General features: G+C 42.3%; 20 protein-coding genes. 11 read left to right on the top strand and 9 right to left on the bottom strand.

Translation table 11 applies throughout. The features are described from left to right. Window positions 1–5: 5 nt before the first annotated feature. Together lepB and G564_RS0107000 are read left to right on the top strand one after the other, a co-directional pair. Window positions 6–1,574, top strand: a complete 1,569-nt coding sequence (lepB, locus tag G564_RS0107005; RefSeq protein WP_029037031.1) for a signal peptidase I — start codon at window positions 6–8, stop codon at window positions 1,572–1,574. A gap of 8 nt (window positions 1,575–1,582) precedes the next feature. Further along, complete coding sequence (locus G564_RS0107000; RefSeq protein WP_029037030.1) at window positions 1,583–2,212, top strand: WbqC family protein; 630 nt, start codon at window positions 1,583–1,585, stop codon at window positions 2,210–2,212. Here G564_RS0107000 and G564_RS0106995 read toward each other — a convergent pair. The 7 genes from G564_RS0106995 to G564_RS0106965 all read right to left on the bottom strand — a co-directional run bounded on the left by G564_RS0106995 (window position 2,198) and on the right by G564_RS0106965 (window position 8,467). Beyond that, window positions 2,198–3,238, bottom strand: a complete 1,041-nt coding sequence (locus tag G564_RS0106995; protein WP_029037029.1) for an endonuclease/exonuclease/phosphatase family protein — start codon at window positions 3,236–3,238, stop codon at window positions 2,198–2,200. The two genes, G564_RS0107000 and G564_RS0106995, sit on opposite strands and share 15 nt — an antisense overlap. Next, window positions 3,238–4,113 carry a rhomboid family intramembrane serine protease gene (locus G564_RS0106990; protein ID WP_051205352.1) on the bottom strand — a complete coding sequence of 292 codons (876 nt, stop codon included), beginning with the start codon at window positions 4,111–4,113 and terminating at the stop codon, window positions 3,238–3,240. The genes G564_RS0106995 and G564_RS0106990 overlap by 1 nt, the downstream gene beginning before the upstream one ends. Before the next feature lie 35 nt (window positions 4,114–4,148). After that, entirely contained in the window at window positions 4,149–4,916 is a 768-nt protein-coding gene (locus tag G564_RS0106985; protein ID WP_029037027.1) for a rhomboid family intramembrane serine protease, read from the bottom strand. Beyond that, complete coding sequence (gene mutL / locus G564_RS0106980; protein ID WP_029037026.1) at window positions 4,917–6,776, bottom strand: DNA mismatch repair endonuclease MutL; 1,860 nt, start codon at window positions 6,774–6,776, stop codon at window positions 4,917–4,919. After that, the gene (locus tag G564_RS0106975; RefSeq protein ID WP_029037025.1) at window positions 6,777–7,076 is read right to left on the bottom strand and encodes a hypothetical protein; all 300 of its coding nucleotides are present in this window, start codon (window positions 7,074–7,076) and stop codon (window positions 6,777–6,779) included. Between the two features lie 112 nt (window positions 7,077–7,188). Then, window positions 7,189–7,686, bottom strand: a complete 498-nt coding sequence (gene ribH / locus G564_RS0106970) for a 6,7-dimethyl-8-ribityllumazine synthase (RefSeq protein WP_029037024.1) — start codon at window positions 7,684–7,686, stop codon at window positions 7,189–7,191. A gap of 10 nt (window positions 7,687–7,696) precedes the next feature. Beyond that, window positions 7,697–8,467: a tetratricopeptide repeat protein gene (locus tag G564_RS0106965; protein ID WP_029037023.1), complete on the bottom strand. Its 771-nt coding sequence runs from the start codon at window positions 8,465–8,467 to the stop codon at window positions 7,697–7,699. A gap of 138 nt (window positions 8,468–8,605) precedes the next feature. On the opposite strand from G564_RS0106965, the gene recF reads away from it, so the two are divergent. From recF to G564_RS18790, 5 genes are all read left to right on the top strand, one after another. After that, complete coding sequence (gene recF, locus G564_RS0106960; RefSeq protein ID WP_029037022.1) at window positions 8,606–9,685, top strand: DNA replication/repair protein RecF; 1,080 nt, start codon at window positions 8,606–8,608, stop codon at window positions 9,683–9,685. Next, a complete protein-coding gene (locus G564_RS0106955; protein WP_029037021.1) occupies window positions 9,682–10,116 on the top strand; it encodes a hypothetical protein in 435 nt (144 codons plus the stop codon). Before recF ends, G564_RS0106955 begins: the two co-directional genes overlap by 4 nt. Further along, on the top strand, window positions 10,100–10,396 hold the full coding sequence (locus G564_RS0106950; protein WP_029037020.1) for a DUF721 domain-containing protein: 297 nt from the start codon (window positions 10,100–10,102) through the stop codon (window positions 10,394–10,396). The genes G564_RS0106955 and G564_RS0106950 overlap by 17 nt, the downstream gene beginning before the upstream one ends. 559 nt (window positions 10,397–10,955) lie before the next feature. Next, window positions 10,956–11,600: a protein-L-isoaspartate(D-aspartate) O-methyltransferase gene (locus G564_RS0106945; RefSeq protein WP_029037019.1), complete on the top strand. Its 645-nt coding sequence runs from the start codon at window positions 10,956–10,958 to the stop codon at window positions 11,598–11,600. Further along, window positions 11,590–12,723: a hypothetical protein gene (locus tag G564_RS18790; protein WP_156879196.1), complete on the top strand. Its 1,134-nt coding sequence runs from the start codon at window positions 11,590–11,592 to the stop codon at window positions 12,721–12,723. Before G564_RS0106945 ends, G564_RS18790 begins: the two co-directional genes overlap by 11 nt. A gap of 202 nt (window positions 12,724–12,925) precedes the next feature. Here G564_RS18790 and G564_RS0106935 read toward each other — a convergent pair whose 3' ends face one another. Beyond that, the gene (locus tag G564_RS0106935) at window positions 12,926–13,345 is read right to left on the bottom strand and encodes a nucleoside-diphosphate kinase (RefSeq protein WP_029037018.1); all 420 of its coding nucleotides are present in this window, start codon (window positions 13,343–13,345) and stop codon (window positions 12,926–12,928) included. Window positions 13,346–13,510: 165 nt separating this feature from the next. Between G564_RS0106935 and G564_RS0106930 the strand changes: the two genes are divergently transcribed. Genes G564_RS0106930 through G564_RS0106920 form a run of 3 tightly spaced genes read left to right on the top strand, consistent with a single transcriptional unit; the run spans window position 13,511 to window position 16,213 of the window. Next, window positions 13,511–14,527, top strand: a complete 1,017-nt coding sequence (locus G564_RS0106930; RefSeq protein WP_029037017.1) for a DHH family phosphoesterase — start codon at window positions 13,511–13,513, stop codon at window positions 14,525–14,527. Beyond that, window positions 14,524–15,087: a gliding motility-associated peptidyl-prolyl isomerase GldI gene (gene gldI / locus G564_RS0106925; protein WP_029037016.1), complete on the top strand. Its 564-nt coding sequence runs from the start codon at window positions 14,524–14,526 to the stop codon at window positions 15,085–15,087. Before G564_RS0106930 ends, gldI begins: the two co-directional genes overlap by 4 nt. A gap of 7 nt (window positions 15,088–15,094) precedes the next feature. Then, a complete protein-coding gene (locus G564_RS0106920) occupies window positions 15,095–16,213 on the top strand; it encodes a peptidylprolyl isomerase (protein ID WP_029037015.1) in 1,119 nt (372 codons plus the stop codon). Between the two features lie 77 nt (window positions 16,214–16,290). Here G564_RS0106920 and G564_RS0106915 read toward each other — a convergent pair whose 3' ends face one another. Next, entirely contained in the window at window positions 16,291–17,754 is a 1,464-nt protein-coding gene (locus G564_RS0106915) for an aminoacyl-histidine dipeptidase (RefSeq protein WP_029037014.1), read from the bottom strand. 412 nt (window positions 17,755–18,166) lie between these two features. On the opposite strand from G564_RS0106915, the gene G564_RS0106910 reads away from it, so the two are divergent. Continuing rightward, window positions 18,167–19,237 (top strand): DUF3810 domain-containing protein, encoded by a 1,071-nt coding sequence (locus G564_RS0106910; RefSeq protein WP_037373665.1) that lies wholly within the window; start codon window positions 18,167–18,169, stop codon window positions 19,235–19,237. The last annotated feature ends 53 nt before the right edge of the window (window positions 19,238–19,290 follow it).

Here is a 19,290-nt window from a genome sequence, read left to right as displayed (position 1 = left end):
TACACATGAATTTCACCTATTGGATCCTCTTTGTTCTTCTTGTTCAGTTAATACACTTTGCCGGAACCTGGAGGTTGTATCAAAAGGCCGGACGTAAAGCCTGGGAAGCGGCAATACCGGTTTACAACGCTGTAATACTCATGAAGATCATCAACCGGCCATGGTGGTGGGTTATTCTGTTGTTCATACCAATTGTAAACCTTATCATGTTTCCGGTGATATGGGTGGAGACAGTGAGAAGTTTTGGCCGCACCTCAACTACAGATACGATCCTCGCAGTTGTGACCTGTGGATTTTATATTTACTACCTCAATTATGTGAGTGATGTAAAATACCGGGAAAACCGGAGTCTGCACCCGGAAAGTGCAGCAGGAGAATGGATAAGCTCTATCCTTTTTGCAGTGGTGGCAGCCACTATAGTGCATACTTATGTGATGCAGCCTTTCACCATTCCCACCTCATCACTTGAAAAAACCCTGCTGGTTGGAGATTATCTCTTTGTTAGTAAATTCCATTACGGGGCAAGAACTCCCATCACCTCTGTGGCCTTTCCTATGGTACATGATACCATTCCCGGCCTCGGAATAAAATCTTACTGGAATAAACCTTCTATTCCCTATTTCAGGATACCCGGTTTCCAGAATGTGGACCGTAATGATATAGTTGTCTTCAACTGGCCCATAGACACGGTGAGAATGTTTAGAGACCAGTCGGGTCAACGCTTTGACAAACCTATAGACAAAAAGTCCAATTATGTAAAAAGAGCGGTTGGTTTGCCGGGAGATTCCCTGGAGATCATCAACGGAAAGATCCACATCAACAACCAACCTTTGCAATTACCTCAAAGAGCAAAGCCGCAGTTCTCTTACCAGGGCACCACCAAAGGTCAGGGATTTGATCCCTACACCATGTACAGGATGTATGACATTACAGACGGTTTTTATCACGATCCTAATACTAATCAGTTCTATATTCAGGCACTTACAGAAGAAAGCTATCAAAGGCTGAGAAATCATCCTAATGTGGCTTCTATTGAGCGAATAATTACACCTGAAGGCGAAGCTGAAGCCGCTATCTTTCCCAACAACAGAAAAGTTGATTGGAACAGGGATAATTTTGGGCCAATTTATATCCCAAAGGAAGGAGAAACAGTTACAATGGATCTTCAATCCTTTTCCCTTTACAGACAGATCATCGAGACCTATGAAGGCCTTGAGATGGGCAGAGACAGGAAGTTAAGTGTTAGCGGAGAGCAGGTTCTGCTTAATGGAGAGCCATTGAATACTTACACCTTTGAGCAGGATTATTATTTTATGATCGGAGATAATCGACATAACAGCGAAGACAGCCGATACTGGGGATATGTAGCCGAAAACCACATTGTGGGGAAGCCGGTTTTCATTTGGTTAAGCCTTGACCCCAATGCCTCGGGACTTAGTAAGATACGATGGGAGCGAATGTTCACTACAGTGGGAGGAGAGGGAGATCCTGTTTCTTATTTCCCTTATTTCCTGGTGATCGTAGTGGGTCTCTTCGGTTATAGTTTCTTCAGAAAGAAGAAGCCAAAAAAGTAGCCTTTTTGATGCAGAAGCTGTTAGTACATCCCACCTATTTTGGGCCCATCTCCCAATACACTGCCATGCTGAAGGCAGAGGAAGTGGTCTTTGAGAATGAGGATAATTATCAAAAGCAAACCTATCGTAACCGCATGTATATATATGGCGCGAACGGAAAACTGCTGCTAAACATCCCAATCAAACATACCGGCAATAAATCCAATCATCAAAGATACAGGGACGTAAGGATCGAGAATGATTTCCCATGGCAAAGCCAGCACTGGAAATCCCTGGAAACCGTTTACCGCACCTCTCCTTTCTTTGAATTTTTTGAAGATGAATTCCAGCCGCTCTTCGAGCAAAAATTTGATTTCCTGATGGATTTTAATTACCGCTGCCTTGAATTGGCCCTGGATTGCCTCCAAACAGATCTAAAAATGGAAAAAACTTCAGAATTTATTCTGAAGCCTAAGGATATGGTTGATGGGCGGAGACTTGTCGAAGCTAAAAAGCAGCATTTAAAAGTGCAACCTTACCCACAGGTATTTCAGGAAAAATTCGGTTTTTTAAATGATCTCAGCATAGTAGATCTCATTTTTAATGAAGGTCCTCAGGCTTGTGCTTACCTCAAGGAACAGGAGTTAGTATTTCCCTAACCTTAGACTTGCCGTTATGGGGAAATGATCTGAATATGGCACTTCATGGTTTGCGAAAGTAAGGATCTCCATAGACTCATCGGGTAGAATAAAATCTATTCGCAACGGCAGGATTCCGTTTAATTCGAAGGTCTTTCCGAAGCCATTTCCGGCTTCTTTATAAGCATCATTCAAACCCTGGGCCCTCAATTCCCTGTAGATATAAGAATAGGCGGTATTGTTAAAGTCACCCAATACAATAGCGCGATGTTTTGTATCTCTAAGAAGGTCACGCACCAGATTCATTTGACGTTCCTGTCTTACAAAGGTCTGTCCCATTCCCAGAAAGACCTGCTTGGTGTGTTGCTTTTCGATCTTCTCAAGATTAGGTTTGATGCCGAAAGACTGAAAATGCACATTAACCACTCTTATCGTATCTCCCGCTTTAAAGATATCGGCATAAATAGCATTATTATTACTATGAGTTGGGAAGTCTAATGATCCTGATTTAATTATTGGATATTTTGAAAAGATGGCCAATCCAAATTCAGCATTTTTCTCCTTCAGCTTTATGTACTTATGAGGAAAACTTCTGGCAATATTCAGCTCCCCGTTGTAATACTCCTGCATGGCCACCACATCTGCATCCTGTTCCTTAATAAATGCAGATAGCTTTTCGGGAATATCCCCATCTTCGGCCCATCCGTACTGGTTGAATTGCCTTACATTATAAGTCAGGACCTTAAGAATATTATCCCCCTGCACCTCTTCATCACCCGACGAAATTTCATAGACCGAGGTGACGTGATTAAAGCCAATCAATAATGCAATAAGAGACAGTAGTGCCTGGATACGAAGCCGGAAAAGCCAGAAAAGCAGAAAAATAACATTAATTGTTATCAGAAAAGGCACCCCAAGACTGAAAACAGAAAGCAGTGCAAAGGTACTTGGCGGAATGTACGGAAGCAAATAAGAGAATAGCAGGAATATGGCAAAGAGGATGTTCAGGAAGAACAAGAATTTATCAAACCAGTTGAGACCTCTCATTAATTGTCTTTTCCTGCGTTGAACAAATAATCCTTTTCCTGCTTGGTAAGGCTGTCATATCCGCTTTTGCTTATCTTATCGAGAATGGCATCTATTTTTTCCTGTTGCTCCCTTTTATTTCTTGCCTTCGTAGTATATGCAGATGCAGAACTTTCTGAGGTCTGCCGTTTATGGACAGTTCTCATATTGCTCCTCTTCTTTGGAACAGGACTGGACGAGAACATGGATCCAAACCAATCCAGCATCTTTTCAAAACCACTGGCAATATTATTCCCTTTGCCAAGTTGTTTCGCATACAAATAGCCGAATCCGGCCCCACCAAGATGGGCAAGGTGACCACCGGGATTTGAAATAGGGATCTGAATGACATCAATTACGACTAAAAAAGCCGCGATCCACCACAATTTTATACTACCAATCAATATCAGCCTCACCCTCATGTGTGGAATATGGGTCGCTATTCCCACCAGAACAGACATCACAGCTGCAGAGGCTCCAATAAGATAGGATCTGCCCATCCCCTGAAATGCAGGGAAAAGATTATAACTGGCCATATAGACGAGGGCACCAAATATACCTCCCAAAAAGTAGAAATTTAGCAGCTTCTTTGGAGAAAAATAATTCAGAAAATAAACACCCGAAAAATACAGTATGATCATATTCGAGAGCAAATGCCACAGTCCACTGTGAAGAAAAGCATAGGTGATTATTGACCAAGGCTTAAAAATAAATTCTCCCGGTTCTTTTGGAAACACCAGCCATTCGAGGACAAAATCAACATTAAAGTTGAAAAGAAAAGCCAGTGTCTTTACAAAGAAAAAGAGCACAAAAGCTATAACATTGACTGCTATTAGTTTCTCACTAACAGTAGCCATTTGAATCTTTGACCTTATGTTATTATTTCTCCTCACTAATCCCAGCGATTTTGATTAAACTGGTTTTTCTTCCAGTACCACATCATTATAAATCCAAACAGGGCTCCTCCTACGTGTGCAAAGTGGGCAATCCCTCCTCCAAATATAGAATATCCCGTGAATCCTGAAAAGAGGTCAAGTGCAATTAAAGCAGGAATAAAAAATTTAGCTTTAATAGGCACAGGCACAAACAGCAGGAACAGCTCCACATTTGGAAACAGCATTCCAAACGCGACAAGGATTCCATATATTGCACCGGATGCTCCCACTGCCGGGGTCACATACGTCTGGAACATAGTTCTCAAGACATCCTGGTCTACTCCCTCGGGAATTCTAAATTGTCCGCTTCTCGTAATAGATGCATAAGACTCTCTTAAATATTGTTCCACCTCTGCGGTACCAAATCCGGCATCAAGCAGCGCGCTGTATCCTGCCTGGAAGTGATAATAATTTACCAGGGTGTGCAGGATAGCTGCTCCTATTCCGGCCGAAAAATAGAAAAACAGGAACCTGTTCTTCCCCAGCACCTGCTCAATAGGGCTTCCAAACGCCCAGAGCGCATACATGTTAAACAGGATATGAAAAATACTGTTGGGGTCATGCATAAACATATGAGTGATGACTTGCCAGAATCCAAAATTCTCATTTTCAATGAACCACAGGGAAAATAATTTATATGCCTGCTCCCCCAAAACCTGACTCCCAATATATACAATGACGTTTATAATTAATAGAACCTTTACGGTATCTGTCATTCTTCCCATTTACATGAATTTTTTATCTAATTCGTCTACAGTTAAGGTAATAAAAATAGGCTTATTATATGGAGATAAACTTGTTTCCTTACAGGCAAATAAGCTGTTAACAATATTTTGTTGATCGGCAGAATTCAAAACAGTACCCGATTTAACCGCCATACCTTTAGCCAAAGATTTTGAAAGAGTGTCCACCTGCGAAAATCCGGTGCCCGGCACCTCGTTCTCCAGATCACTCAATAATTGCTCCAGTAGTATAGCTACTTCACTTGAAGAAATGAGGGTAGGAATTCCCGTAATCTCTACGGAATCCTTCCGCAATTCTGAGAAAATAAAACCCGTCTGCTCCAGTGAATCTTTAATTTCCTTCAGCAATTCCATTTCATTTACCGAAAACTGAAGCTCAAGTGGAAATAGCAACTGCTGGCTCACCGCCGAAGTAACAGTAATATTCTTCAACATCTCTTCATAAAGAATTCGCATGTGCGCCCTTTGCTGATCAATGACAAGAATCCCGCTTTTAACAGTGGTGACTATATATTTCTTATTAAGCTGGAAAGTGGTGCTTCCTGCTTCCTTATCATCAATATTTCCGAAAAGATTTCCTGTTACCTCGTCACTTTCAAATTCAACCTGGTCAAAGCCCGAAACTGTTCCGTTATTATCTCTTCCAAGGCCGTTATAGAGACTTTCCCAACTTCCTCCCCCAGATCTATCCCTTCTGTAACCGGAGGAACTTTTGTGGCCCGTGGGTCTGTCGTTCTGAAACGGATTAAAATTGGGATCCACTTCCACCTTTGGAGGAGTAACGTCTTTCTGCGAATATTCATAAGGAGTATCCAGAGTGTCATCCCGGTCAAAATCAAGAACAGGTGCCACGTTAAACTGCCCCAGACTATGTTTTATAGAGCTGCGCAAAATAGTGTATAAGGTATGCTCATCATCAAATTTAATCTCGGTCTTTGTAGGATGAATGTTGATATCAATACTCTTTGGATCCACGTCGAGGTACAAAAAATAACTAGGATAGGCTTTATCTTTCAATAAACCTTCAAAAGCCGCTGTTACCGCATGATTGAGGTACGGACTTTTAATAAACCTGTCATTTACAAAAAAGAACTGCTCTCCCCTCCCCTTTTTGGCAAATTCAGGTTTACCTACAAAACCGTGAATTTTGACTATTGCCGTATCTTCTTCGACCGGAACCAGTTTTTCATTGGTTTTTCCGCCAAAGATGTTGACTATACGTTGCCTGAAATTTGTTTCGGGTAGCTGGAAGAGCTCACTCCCATTGTGAAGCAAAGAAAATTGTATGTTTGGATGAGCTAAGGCCACCCGCTGAAATTCGTCAATAATATGACGCAACTCTACGGTATCGCTTTTCAAAAAATTACGCCGCGCCGGAATATTGTAAAATAGATTTTTAACGCAAATTGTGGTCCCTACAGGAGTAACACAGACTTCCTGGGAAATCACTTCACTCCCTTCAATTCTTATACAGGAGCCAACTTCATCATCTTCCTGTCTAGTCTTTAATTCTACATGTGCAATTGCGGCTATGGAAGCAAGTGCTTCTCCACGAAATCCTTTTGTTTTTAAACTGAAAAGATCTTCGGCTGAATTTATTTTGGAAGTTGCATGCCTCTCAAAGCAAAGTCGGGCATCTGTAACACTCATCCCTTTCCCATTGTCGGTAACCTGAACAAGAGTTTTCCCGGCTTCCTTGACAAGGATCTTTATGCTGGTACTGCCGGCATCTATAGCATTTTCCAGTAATTCTTTTATTACAGAAGCAGGTCTTTGGACCACTTCACCTGCTGCTATTTGATTGGCGACATGGTCTGGCAGGAGATGAATAACATCAGTCATTTAATGCGGATTGGTAAAGATGGACAAATCAAAATCTATGATCCACAGGAAGATAAGCACAAGAAGAGCGATAATAACCAGAACTGTTCTGTTGATTTCGCGGTTCCCACGATGACGGCTACTTTCCCGGGCTTCTTTCCATTGGCTTCCAAAATCAATGGCATTGGTCGTCTCCCTGTATTTATTGAATTTCGAATCGAATTTATAAACATTCCCGGTGTCTTTGCCTTTGTAGTAACGCGGGGTATAATTATACCGGTTCTTCTTTTTCTTAGCTGATAAGATGTTGAGTTTAAGCATTACTGTTCTTTATAATTCCGGAAATATCAAAAATACTTAAAATGCCCAGAATTTCCGAAGTTTAGGTGAGCAAACTCTCAACTACAAAAACAGTGCCTTTTAAAAGAGAAGATTAAATACGGCTGTCCTTCCTCAATTGCGCCATTTTAATGGCGGCAACAGCTGCTTCGGCACCTTTGTTACCGTGCCTGCCGCCCGAGCGATCCAGGGCCTGTTGCATATTCTGGTCTGTAAGAACACAAAAGATAACCGGAATATCTCCCTGAACATTGAGATCCTTCACCCCCTGTGAAACAGCCTGGCATACAAAATCAAAGTGTTTGGTCTCTCCCTCGATTACGCTTCCTATTGCTATGATGGCATCCAACATATCATAGGATTCTGCCATTTTTTTACAGCCGTAGATCAATTCAAAGCTTCCCGGAACATTCCAACGCACGATCTTTCTTTCCAGTACATCGTTTTCCAGCAAGACCTCCATCGCTCCTTTACAAAGGTTTTCAGTGATGTTGTCGTTCCATTCAGAAACAACAATCCCAAACCTGAATTCCTTCGCGTTTGGGATTTTATTTTTATCGTATGTTGAAAGATTCTTTCCTTCAGTAGCCATATATTATATTTTATTGCATTGCCTGCGCCTGTCCAAGATAAACATTTACCTTATTAGCTTCAGCAGATTCAGGATATTCTTTCTGAATCCTGTTTAGATGTTTTTCGGCAGCCGCTCCGTTTCCGAGCCTTATCGCCGTCACTGCAGCTTTCATAAGAAATCTTGGAGTGGTGAATGCATTATCTCTCATTTTTGCAGCTTCCTCATAGTAATCAAGAGCTTCTTCAGGCTGATCTAACTGAAGAAAAGCATCTCCGATTGCACCTTTTGCAAGAGGCGCCAGAATTTCGTCATCACTGCTAAAATCATCAAGATAATCTATAGCCTGCTGATAATTGTTTGTATTGAGATAAGCCATTCCTGCATAGTAACGGGCAAGATTCCCGGCTTTAGTCGAACCGTAATTGTCAATGATATCTTCAAAACCAAATTTCCCCTGTCCTCCTGTTAAGGCTAAATTATAAAGGGAATCACTCTGTGCACCTGAAGAGTTCAATGCATTTTCGAAATATTGTTGTGCAACGAACATTTCATTGGCAGCTTCGGCCTCTTTTGGCTCCTGTATGAACTCCTCATAAGCAAGATATCCAAGGATCACTACGGCAGCAATACCAATAATGACAAAAATATACTTTTGGTTGCGTGCAACCCAGGCTTCGGTTTTACTGGCACCCTCATCAAGGGTGTTAAAAACTTCTGCAGTTGTTGATTGATCTTCAACTGCGTTTTGTTGCTCTTCCTTAGTTTTGGGCTTATATCCTCTTTTCTTGTACGTAGCCATAAATATTCGTTAATTGAAGCGCAAAAATAGAATTTTTCTTTAAAATTAAAAGGGAATTAAATTGTTTATTTATGCTAATTTGCACATCCTGAAGGTTAAACCCATTCCTGTTCATACCTTGCTGAATTACAGTTTTTTATGTTTCTCAAAAGTCTTTCCTTATTAAATTATAAAAATTTCTCATCGGCCGAATTTGATTTTGATCCCAAAATCAACTGCCTGGTAGGTAATAACGGGAAAGGCAAAACGAACGTACTCGACAGTATTTATCACCTTTCCTTCGGAAAAAGTTATTTTAACCCCATCACCAGTCAAAACATTAACCACGATGCCGACTTTTTTGTAATCGAGGGAATTTTTGAGAAAAAAGACCGGGAGGAACAAATCGTGGTGAGCGCCAAAAGAGGCCAGAAAAAGGTAATTAAGCGGAATAATAAACCCTACGAAAGGTTTAGTGAACATATTGGCTTTATTCCCACTGTGATCATTTCCCCTGCAGATCGTGACCTTATCATAGAAGGCAGTGAAACCCGCAGAAAATTTATTGATGGGGTGATCTCTCAGAGTGACAGCAAATACCTGAACAACCTCATTGACTACGGGAGGATCCTGGCACAGAGAAATTCCCTTTTAAAATACTTTGCGGCCAATAACAGCTTTGATCGTGAAACACTTTCTATTTATGACATGCAACTGGAGGATCTGGGAAATTTCCTTTACCGAAAGAGAAAAGAATTCCTTGACACTTTTATACCCATCTTTCAGAAGCGTTATGAGATCATAAGTAACGGCAGGGAAAAAGTTTCCATTACCTACAAAAGTCAGCTGGAAGAGGGAGATTTCAGAAAACAGCTGGAGGACGGCCTGCAAAAAGATATGGCCCTGCAGTACACCGGTGTAGGGACTCACAAGGATGATCTGATCTTTGAAATTGAAGGTCATCCAATTAAGAAATTCGGATCCCAGGGGCAGCAAAAATCATTTTTGATCTCTCTGAAGCTTGCTCAGTTTGATTTCATTAAAGATTTGAGTAAAGTCTCCCCCATCCTGCTCATGGATGATATTTTTGACAAACTGGATGAAAACCGGGTTGCACATATCGTGGATCTCGTGGCTACAGATGAGTTGGGACAGCTGTTCATAAGTGATACCCATGGAGATCGTACAGAAAAGGTGGTGAAGGAAACCGGACAAACCTATAAAATGTTCAACCTGTGAAAAAAATAGTGCTACTTTTTATCTTCGGAATGCTTCTGTTAAGCTGCAACACCCAAAGCCCGGAGGAGCAAACGGAAAACCTCAACGGTTATTGGGAGATCAAACAAGCCGATCTGCCTGAAGGTATCTCCAAGGAATTCCGTTTTTCTGAACTTGTGGATTATATAAAAGTGGATAGTTCTGCCGGATTCCGCACCAAAGTTAGACCACAGCTGGATGGTAGCTTTATATCTTCAGATGATGTGGAGATTTTCAACATTAAAGTTGAAAATGACAGTATTAATTTGTACTATTCAACTCCCTATGCAGAGTGGAAGGAAACAATAATTTCTTCCGAAGAAGATGAACTGGTGATCCTCAACTCCGATGGGATCATCTACACCTATAAACGTTTTACCCCCTATTCCGGCAACTATGGCGAAGAGAATTAACGACCACATAAGCATAAGCGAAGCCCTCAAGGAATTTGTGAGCGACAACAAGCTTCAAAAAGGCCTTGATAAAGTTCATGTGCGGGAGGTTTGGAACAGCCAGATGGGGCCTGCAATAGAAAAATACACCACCTCCATAAAGCTTGACCGGGATACTCTTTATGTGCAGCTAAGTTCTTCTGTCCTGCGCGAAGAATTGAGCTACGGCAAAGAAAAGATCATAAGAATGCTGAATGAGGAACTTGGAAGGGAACTGATCACAAAGCTGATTCTGCGCTGAAAGCACCAAATTCCAAGCACCAAATTCCAAGCAAGATCCTGTCTCTTCCAGGGGCAGTTTCGTGTCCTATTTCCTCACACAGTTCAATGTCACCTCAAGCGAAGTCGAGAGGTCTCTGAATCCATTGCACACCTTATTCTCGACCAGTTCTTCCAATTAACTACTAACAACTTAACCAGTCTCCATTACTGTTTCCCGTTTCCTGTTTCTGGTTCCTATTTCCTGAATTCTTTTTCCGAATTAACCAATCACCAATTAACCAATCCCCAATTAACGGTTTTCCGTTTCCCGTTTCCTGTTTTCCGAATTAACGATTCCCGAATTAGCGAATCCCCAATTAACCAATCCCCAATTAACCAATCCCCAATTAACCAATCCCGATTAACCTTTCCCGATTCCTGATTTAACGAATCCCGAATTAACGAATCCCGAATTCGAATCCCGAATTAACGAATTAACCAATTGACTATTCCCCGATTAACGAATTAACTCCCCCCTTTCTTTCAAAAAAGCTCAATTTTCCGTAACTTATTATTGATCAAATATTTAAAATGATGATATGAGTACGAAGAAAGATATGATCGAATTTCAACTGAAAGGTCGCGGAATTTCAGATGCCGGGGTATTACAGGCAATGGAGGAAGTAGACCGTTCCCTTTTTGTCCCAGACGAATACCAGGACAAGGTATATGAGGACAGGCCTCTTCCCATTGGGAAAGATCAAACTATTAGTCAGCCGTACATAGTCGCTTATATGGCCGAACAATTGCACTTACAAAAGGATGAAAAGGTGTTGGAAGTTGGAACCGGATGTGGATATAATGCTGCCGTGGTTTCCAGGCTGGTTAACAAGGTGTATAGTGTGGAGATCATCGAATGGCTGGCTGATCTTGCTAAAGAAAATCTGGCGAAAACAAATTATGACAACATTACTACCAAACACGGCGATGGATATTCGGGATGGAAAGAAGAAGCTCCTTTTGATGCCATACTTCTCACAGCAGCACCACCATCTATTCCCAAACCTCTGAAGGATCAGTTAAAGATCGGCGGCCGACTGCTGGCGCCGGTGGGCCGTTTGAATCAGAAATTAGTGTTACTATATAAGACAGGCGAAGACGAATTTGAAGAAAAGACCCTGCTCCCTGTGAGATTTGTACCGATGACCGGAAGGGCTGACAAAGGCGGCAGCTATGGAAAATAGTACATATCTTAATCGGGCCCGACAGCTTATGGATGCCTTTGCGGGCCGCACCGGTTTAATCGATGAACAGGGTGATCCTGCCCGGCGTTATCTGTGGACAGATGCTTTTGCAGTGCAGGCTTTTTTTGGTCTGTCCCACGCACTCAGGGAGGAAAAATACCGGCAGCAAGCCATTCGGTTAATAGATTTAGTACACGAACACCTGGGAAAATTCCATCCGCGGGACAGCCGGGAAGGATGGATAAGCGGACTCGACAATGATTCAGGAAGCTTACAACCTACAGTGGCGGGATTGCGAATAGGAAAAAAACTTCCGGAAAGGCAGGAGCATGAATCTTACAACTCCCGACTGGAATGGGAGCGGGACGGGCAGTATTTTCATTACCTCAGCCGGTGGATGAATACTTTGCTCCAGGCCCATAAAGAAACAAAAGATCAGAATTATCTTTTACATGCCCGCGATCTGTTCCTTGCGACCGATAAATTTATATACGGCATTGGCAATGGCCTGGCGATGTACTGGAAAATGGACACGCAACTTTCCAGTCCTTTAGTGCCCAGCATGGGAGCACATGATCCTCTTGAAGGTTTGCTGTGTGGAATGAGCCTCAAAAATGCCATTTTTGAGGAGGATAAAGAAGTGGAAACTTTGATCGAAAAATTCAGGATCATGTGCCGTGGCAAAAGCTGGACTACCACAGATGCTTTGGGAATTGGCGGACTCCTGCTCAATGCAGCCCGTGCGGCAGAGTTGGAGTCTTTCGGAATGCATTTACCGGCTTCGGTTCAGGCAGGAAAGCTTTTCAGAGAAAGTATGAACAGCCTTAGAGGTCTACACGGGTTTGGAAAGGATCAAAATCCTAACCGTCGTCTGGCCTTCAGAGAGTGCGGACTATCACTCGGACTTCACGTTGCAAAGGCCTCTGAAAATGCCATTTTTGACACCTCTGCTTCAGAAGGTTTAACCGACTATTTTTATTTAGCTTCAGAAATTGAGGAATTCTGGTTAAACAGCGAACACCGGCAGGCGGCAACCTGGAACGACCATCTGGATATTAATTCGGTTAGCCTGGCATCGTCCTTAATTGCTTCAGAAGCACCTGAAGTTTTTTCAGCAATATAAAAGCAACAAAAAAACCACCCGAAAAAGGTGGTTTTTAAAGGTGGTATTAGTATCGGAGAAGATTTTTGATCCTCTTCCCTCTTAGGGTAATTCAATTATTCTTTCTCAGGTTATAAGAAAAAAATCTTGATTCTTGGCTCTAGAAGCCTGCCTGCCGGTAGGCAGGCGCAGCGATCTTGATTCTTTTAATATTAAAAATACCTTAGAACATCTCCCTTCCAGCGAAGTGGAAAGCTCCTTCTATTTCTGCATTTTCATCACTGTCACTTCCGTGAACGGCGTTCTCGCCGATAGAAGTAGCGTATTTCTTTCTGATAGTACCTTCGGCAGCATCTTCTGGATTTGTTGCGCCGATAAGGGTTCTAAAATCTTCAACTGCATTTTCTTTTTCAAGAATAGCAGCTACAATTGGTCCGCGGCTCATGAATTCAACCAGTTCCCCGAAGAATGGACGCTCTTTATGGATCTCATAGAAACGCTCTGCATCGTTACGCGTCATTTGCGTAAGCTTCAGTGCGACAATCCTGAATCCTGAAGCAGTGATCTGCTCTAAAATAGCTCCAATGTGTCCGTTTTCAACTGCATCGGGCTTAATCATGGTGAAAGTTCTGTTTCCTGCCATTACATCAATTTTTAATTTGGCTGCAAAAATAATCAAAACAATAGCATTTCCAACGAATTGGAGCTTATAAAGCTTCCGAAGTCGGAAAGATCTCCTAAAAATGCCCTTTTTGGAAGGTTTAGAATTGTTTTTTGGATCTTCAAATATTCGGTATCTTCGCCCTCTATGACAAATGAAGATATTTCCCGGGTAAAAGAATTACTATCTCCGGAAAAAAAGATCGTGATCGTTCCTCATAAAGGCCCCGACGGGGATGCAATGGGTTCCACCCTTGCACTTAAGATCCTCCTTGAAGAACTGGAACATCACGTACAGCTGATTGCTCCCAATGATTATCCGGATTTTCTTAAATGGTTACCCTACCAGGAGGAAGTTTTGATCTTTGAACAGGATCCCCAAAAATGCTCTTCTCATATTGCTGAAGCTGATGTCATTTTCACTCTCGACTTCAACAGCCTCTCCCGCACGGGAGATATGTATGAACCTCTTAAAAATGCTACTGCCGATTTTATAATGATCGATCACCACCAGCAACCGGACGATTATGCGGTTGTAACCTACAGTGATGTGACGATGTGTTCTACCGCACAAATGGTTTATCATTTTATAGAGAACATTGGTTTGGCTGACAAGATCACGCCTCAGATCGCCACCTGTCTTTACACCGGCATCATGACCGATACCGGATCTTTCAGGTATAGATCCACGACCAGCCTTACTCATAGAGTGGTAGCCGATCTTATTGAAAAAGGAGCCGATAATACTAGTATTCACGAAAATGTATTCGATACCAGTTCCTATGGCCAGCTTCAGTTATTGGGTTGTGCGCTTCAGAATTTAAGAGTTGTGGAAGGATTGCGTACAGCATTTATTACGCTTTCTCAGGAAGAGCTGGACAGACATAACTTTAGAAAAGGAGACACAGAAGGTTTTGTGAATTATGGTCTTTCGCTGAAAGGAATCGTATTTGCCGCCATTTTTATAGAACATAAAGCAGATAAGATCGTAAAGATCTCCTTCCGCTCAAAAGGCACCTTTTCTGTCAATGATTTTTCCCGAAGACACTTTGGAGGAGGGGGTCATGTAAACGCTGCGGGAGGCAAAAGTGATCTCTCTCTGGCAGAAACAGTTGAGAAATTTATTAGTATCTTGCCCGATTATAAAACAAGTCTGGCACTATGAAAATGAAACTTATCATGCTGCTGTCGGGACTGCTGCTTTTCTCCTGCAAGTCTCCCGAAGCCAGAAGACCGGTTACTCAAAAATCGGGTTCTTATATTAATCAATCTGTAGAACGCAATAAGAAGATCGTAGCCGAAGAAGAAGCTCAGATCCAGAAGATCATCGAGAACGATTCTGCAAATGACTATATCTCATCGCCCAATGGCTTCTGGTACTATTACAATAAAAAAGATACGACCACTACCAAAACTCCGGAATTTGGGGATATTGTAAAGTTTGATTACAGTTTGCAAACCCTCGACGGTAAAAATATTTATACAGATGAGGAGATCGCTCCCCGAACTTATACCATGGACCAGGAACAGCTGTTCAGCGGATTGCGGGAAGGTCTTAAACTCATGAGAGAAGGAGAAACAGTAACATTTTTGTTCCCATCTCACAAGGCATTCGGTTATTACGGAGATAAGAAGCGCATAGGATCTGATGTTCCTGTGATCTCCAAAGTCACCCTGATGGAAATTACCGAAGACAATGAAGACAATAACAACCCAAACAATTAAAATTCAAATGAAGAAAATCAGTTTTTTATTTTTATTCAGTGTTCTTTTTGCTTTTACAGCATGCAATGAAGAATACCCGGAACTTGAAGATGGAATGTATGCCGAATTCAAGACCAACAAAGGCACTTTTATAGCCGAACTTTTTTACGAGGCAACTCCTATGACCGTTGCCAGTTTCGTATCCCTTGCCGAGGGAAACAGCACAATGGCGGAAGAGCAGTACAGGGACAAACCTTTTTATGATGGCCTTGTTTTTCACAGGGTAATTAAAGATTTCATGATCCAGGGAGGAGATCCTCAGGGAACAGGAAGCGGAAGTCCCGGTTACAAATTTCCAAATGAGATTGTAGACACTCTAACTCATGATTCAAAAGGAATACTTTCTATGGCCAATTCGGGTCCTAACACCAACGGAAGTCAGTTTTTTATAACCCTTAAAGAAACTCCGTGGTTAAATGGTCTTCATACGGTTTTTGGAGAAGTAGTAAAAGGAATGGATGTGGTGGAAGCAATTGGACAGGTTGAGACAGATCCAACAGATCGTCCCGTTGAAGAAGTGGTGATGCAGGAGGTGAAAATTATTCGCAAAGGTAGCGACGCCAAAGATTTTAAAGCTCCGGAAGTGCTCTCCCGCGAGTTACAGGAATTTAAAGAAGAAGCTGAAGCGAAGGAACGTCAAATGGCAGAGCAGGTAGAAGCCAGTAAGCAACGTTACGAAGAATTAAAAGCTGATGCAAAAGAGCTTGAAAGCGGACTTCAAATGGTCTATCTGGAAGAAGGAGATGGCCCGCAGCCAACATCAAGAGATACCGTTCTGGTAAACTACCGCGGATATCTTGCTTCCGGGGAGATCTTCGATACTAATATTGAAGAAGTTGCTGAAGAAGCAGGAATATTAAATCCAAGAAGACAGGAAATGGGAGGTTATTCACCTATGGAGGTGCTCTACAGCCCTGAAGCTCCAATGATTCCCGGCTTTAAAGAAGGAATTCAACAAATGCAGGTGGGAGATAAAGCTGTGCTTTACATCCCTTCTCATCTAGGTTACGGCGAGCGTGGTTACCCACCGGTAATTCCACCATCATCAGATCTTATTTTTGAAGTAGAGCTGGTGGATATCAAATAAGCAACAGCTTAGTACAAATTAAAAGCCCTTCCAAAAATGACATTTTTGGAAGGGCTTTTTTTATGCTTTTAAAAACATTATTTCTTCTCGGGAATATTCTTTAATACTTCAAGCACAAATTTCCAGTATTTCTGAGCAGACGAGATACTTGCTCTTTCATCTGGCGAATGTGCACCGCGAATGGTAGGCCCAAAGGAGATCATATCCATTTCGGGATAATTTTTTCCGAGGATCCCGCATTCGAGTCCGGCATGGCAGGCTGCGATATCCGGTTCATCGGTATTCATTTTCCGGTACAATTCATCCAGGACCTTTAGGATAGGAGAATCCATGTTTGGAGCCCAGCCTGGATATGCCCCCGAAAGCTCCACTTCAAAGCCTGCAAGTTCAAATCCGGAGCGAATGCTGTTCGCCAGGTCAATTTTAGAGGATTCTACAGAAGATCTGGTGAGACAAAGCACCTCTATTTTACCATTTTTGACACTTACACGGGCGACATTATTTGAGGTTTCTACCAATCCTTCAATGTCCGGACTCATTCTGTAGACTCCATTTGGAACGGCATATAGTGCCTTCACAAGCAGCTCCTGCACTCCCAGCTCCATTACCTTTTCCACGGCATCAACTTCTGAGATCTCGATATGCAGCTTCGGTTCGAGCGACTTATATTCCTGCTGAATATCCTGAATGAGTTTACCCATTTCGGCCGAAAAATCCTCTTTCTGAATTTTCTCCACCACCACAACAGCTTCACTTTCCCTCGGGATCGCATTTCGAAGTCCGCCGCCGTTGATCTCAGAAATTCTCATTCCGAAGTTCTCATAGCCTCCAAAAAGGATGCGGTTCATCAGCTTATTGGCATTACCAAGACCTTTGATGATATCCATTCCGGAATGTCCTCCCTGCAGACCTTTTACCACAACCTTATATGCGATTATATCGGCAGGTGTAGGTTCTTCCTTATAGGTTCTGGATGCAGTTATGTCTACACCCCCGGCGCAGCCAATTCCTATTTCGTTATCTTCTTCGGTGTCGAGGTTGAGAAGGATGTCTCCATTGAGCAAGCCTGGTTTTAATCCCATGGCACCGGTCATTCCCGTTTCCTCGTCTATGGTGAAAAGTGCCTCCAGTGCAGGATGTTCAATATCCGTGCTCTCAAGAATAGCCATCATGGTCGCTACTCCCAATCCGTTATCGGCCCCAAGGGTGGTACCTCTTGCTTTTACCCAGTCGCCGTCCACATACATCTCGATCCCCTGATTCTCAAAATCAAAATCTACATCATTGTTCTTTTGGTGTACCATATCCAGGTGTGACTGCAGCACAACTGCTTTTTTGTTCTCCATCCCCGGGGTGGCAGGTTTCCTGATGATCACATTGCCCACTTCATCAACTTCTGTCTCAAGCCCAAGCTGATTCCCAAAGTTCTTAATGAACTCTATCACTCTTTCCTCCTTTTTGGAAGGCCTTGGTACCGCATTGAGATCGGCAAATTTATTCCAAAGTGGCTTGGGTTCTAAAGCTCTTATTTCTTCATTCATTTTGATGGTATTTAAGTTTGAAAACAAAGATAGAAAGAAATCGGAGTTTCCTTCTTGGCCACGAAAACACGAATATTCATTTATGGCCATTGGCTTTTAGCTTAGCTATTGGCTTTTGTTTAAGTGGAAAGAGGACAGAGGACAGAGGACAGAGGACTATAAATTTTTACATAATGATTCGTGAATTCGTGGCATCTCACCGAGTTCCGATTTCTATATAAAAGTTTTCCCTTTACGGTGTACGTAAAACCACGTCAACTCGCATCCCGCAAACACGCAACCGGTAACCGGTAACCGGTAACCGGCAACAGGAAACCGGCAACAGGAAACCGGCAACAGGCAACAGGAAAAATTCTCACTACTCAATACTAACTTCTCACTACTATCATCCAAAAAATCCTATTTTTGAGTGGTGAAAAAGAAAGTTGCAGTCATTCTGGCATTATTGCTTCCGGTTCAGGTGATCTTTATTAAGATCCTGAGCCGGTATCCGTATTTTGTTGAGGAGTGGTATAGCAACGGGATCTACCCCTATACCTCTGCCTTACTCAGGAGAGGCCTCGGGTTCTTACCTTTTTCACTGGGAGATTTCCTGTATGCTTTCCTGGTGATCATGTTGATAAGATGGATCGTTCTCAGAATTAATCAGCGCTTCCGGAATCCAAAACAATGGATCATAAATGCCTTTGCGACTCTTTCCCTTATCTATGCCTGCTTCAACCTTTTTTGGGGCTTTAATTATTACCGGCTTCCCCTCCATGAAGCTCTGGAAATTGATAATGACTACACCACCGAAGAGCTTATTGAATTGACAAGAGACCTGATTGCCACCTCCAATGACATTCACTTCCTGATCACCCGAAATGATTCGGTTAAGGTGGACATCCCCTACTCTAAAACAGAATTACTGAATTTTTCCGTAGAAGGTTACAAAACCATAGAAGATGATTTTCCAGAATTAGACTACAATATTCCGAGTGTTAAAAGATCCCTCTACAGCATTCCGCTCACTTATATGGGATTTAACGGGTATCTAAATCCGCTGACGAACGAGGGGCAGGTAAATACTCAGATCGTACCCTATAAGATCCCGACCACTGCAAGTCATGAAATTGGTCACCAGCTGGGGTTTGCAAAAGAAAATGAAGCTAATTTTCTAGCCTGTCTTACGACCATGAATCATCCTGATAAATATTTCAGGTATTCGGGTTATACCTTTGCTCTTAGCTACTGTTTAAGTGAGCTTTCCAGAAGAGATGAAGAACTTACAGCCGATTTGATGAAGACGATCAATTATGGAATTATTCTTAATTACAGAGAGGTAAGGGAATTCTGGGAAAGCCATGCCAATCCTTTTGAACCTCTTTTTCTCTATACCTATAATTCTTTTCTTGTAGCAAACAATCAGCCCGAAGGTATGCGTAGCTACAGCTATGTGGTGGCTCTCCTGGTGAATTATCACAAAAGCAGGGGAAGAATGTAAGGCTTTGCCGTTTTTAATTTTTTGTTATCTTACCGGCTCAAAATTCCAATCCT

This window comes from Salinimicrobium xinjiangense DSM 19287 (assembly GCF_000423585.1).
GTDB classification, from domain to species: Bacteria; Bacteroidota; Bacteroidia; order Flavobacteriales; family Flavobacteriaceae; genus Salinimicrobium; species Salinimicrobium xinjiangense.
The sequence above is the reverse complement of the archived record's forward strand: the minus strand, read 5'-3'. Positions and strand labels throughout refer to the sequence as shown.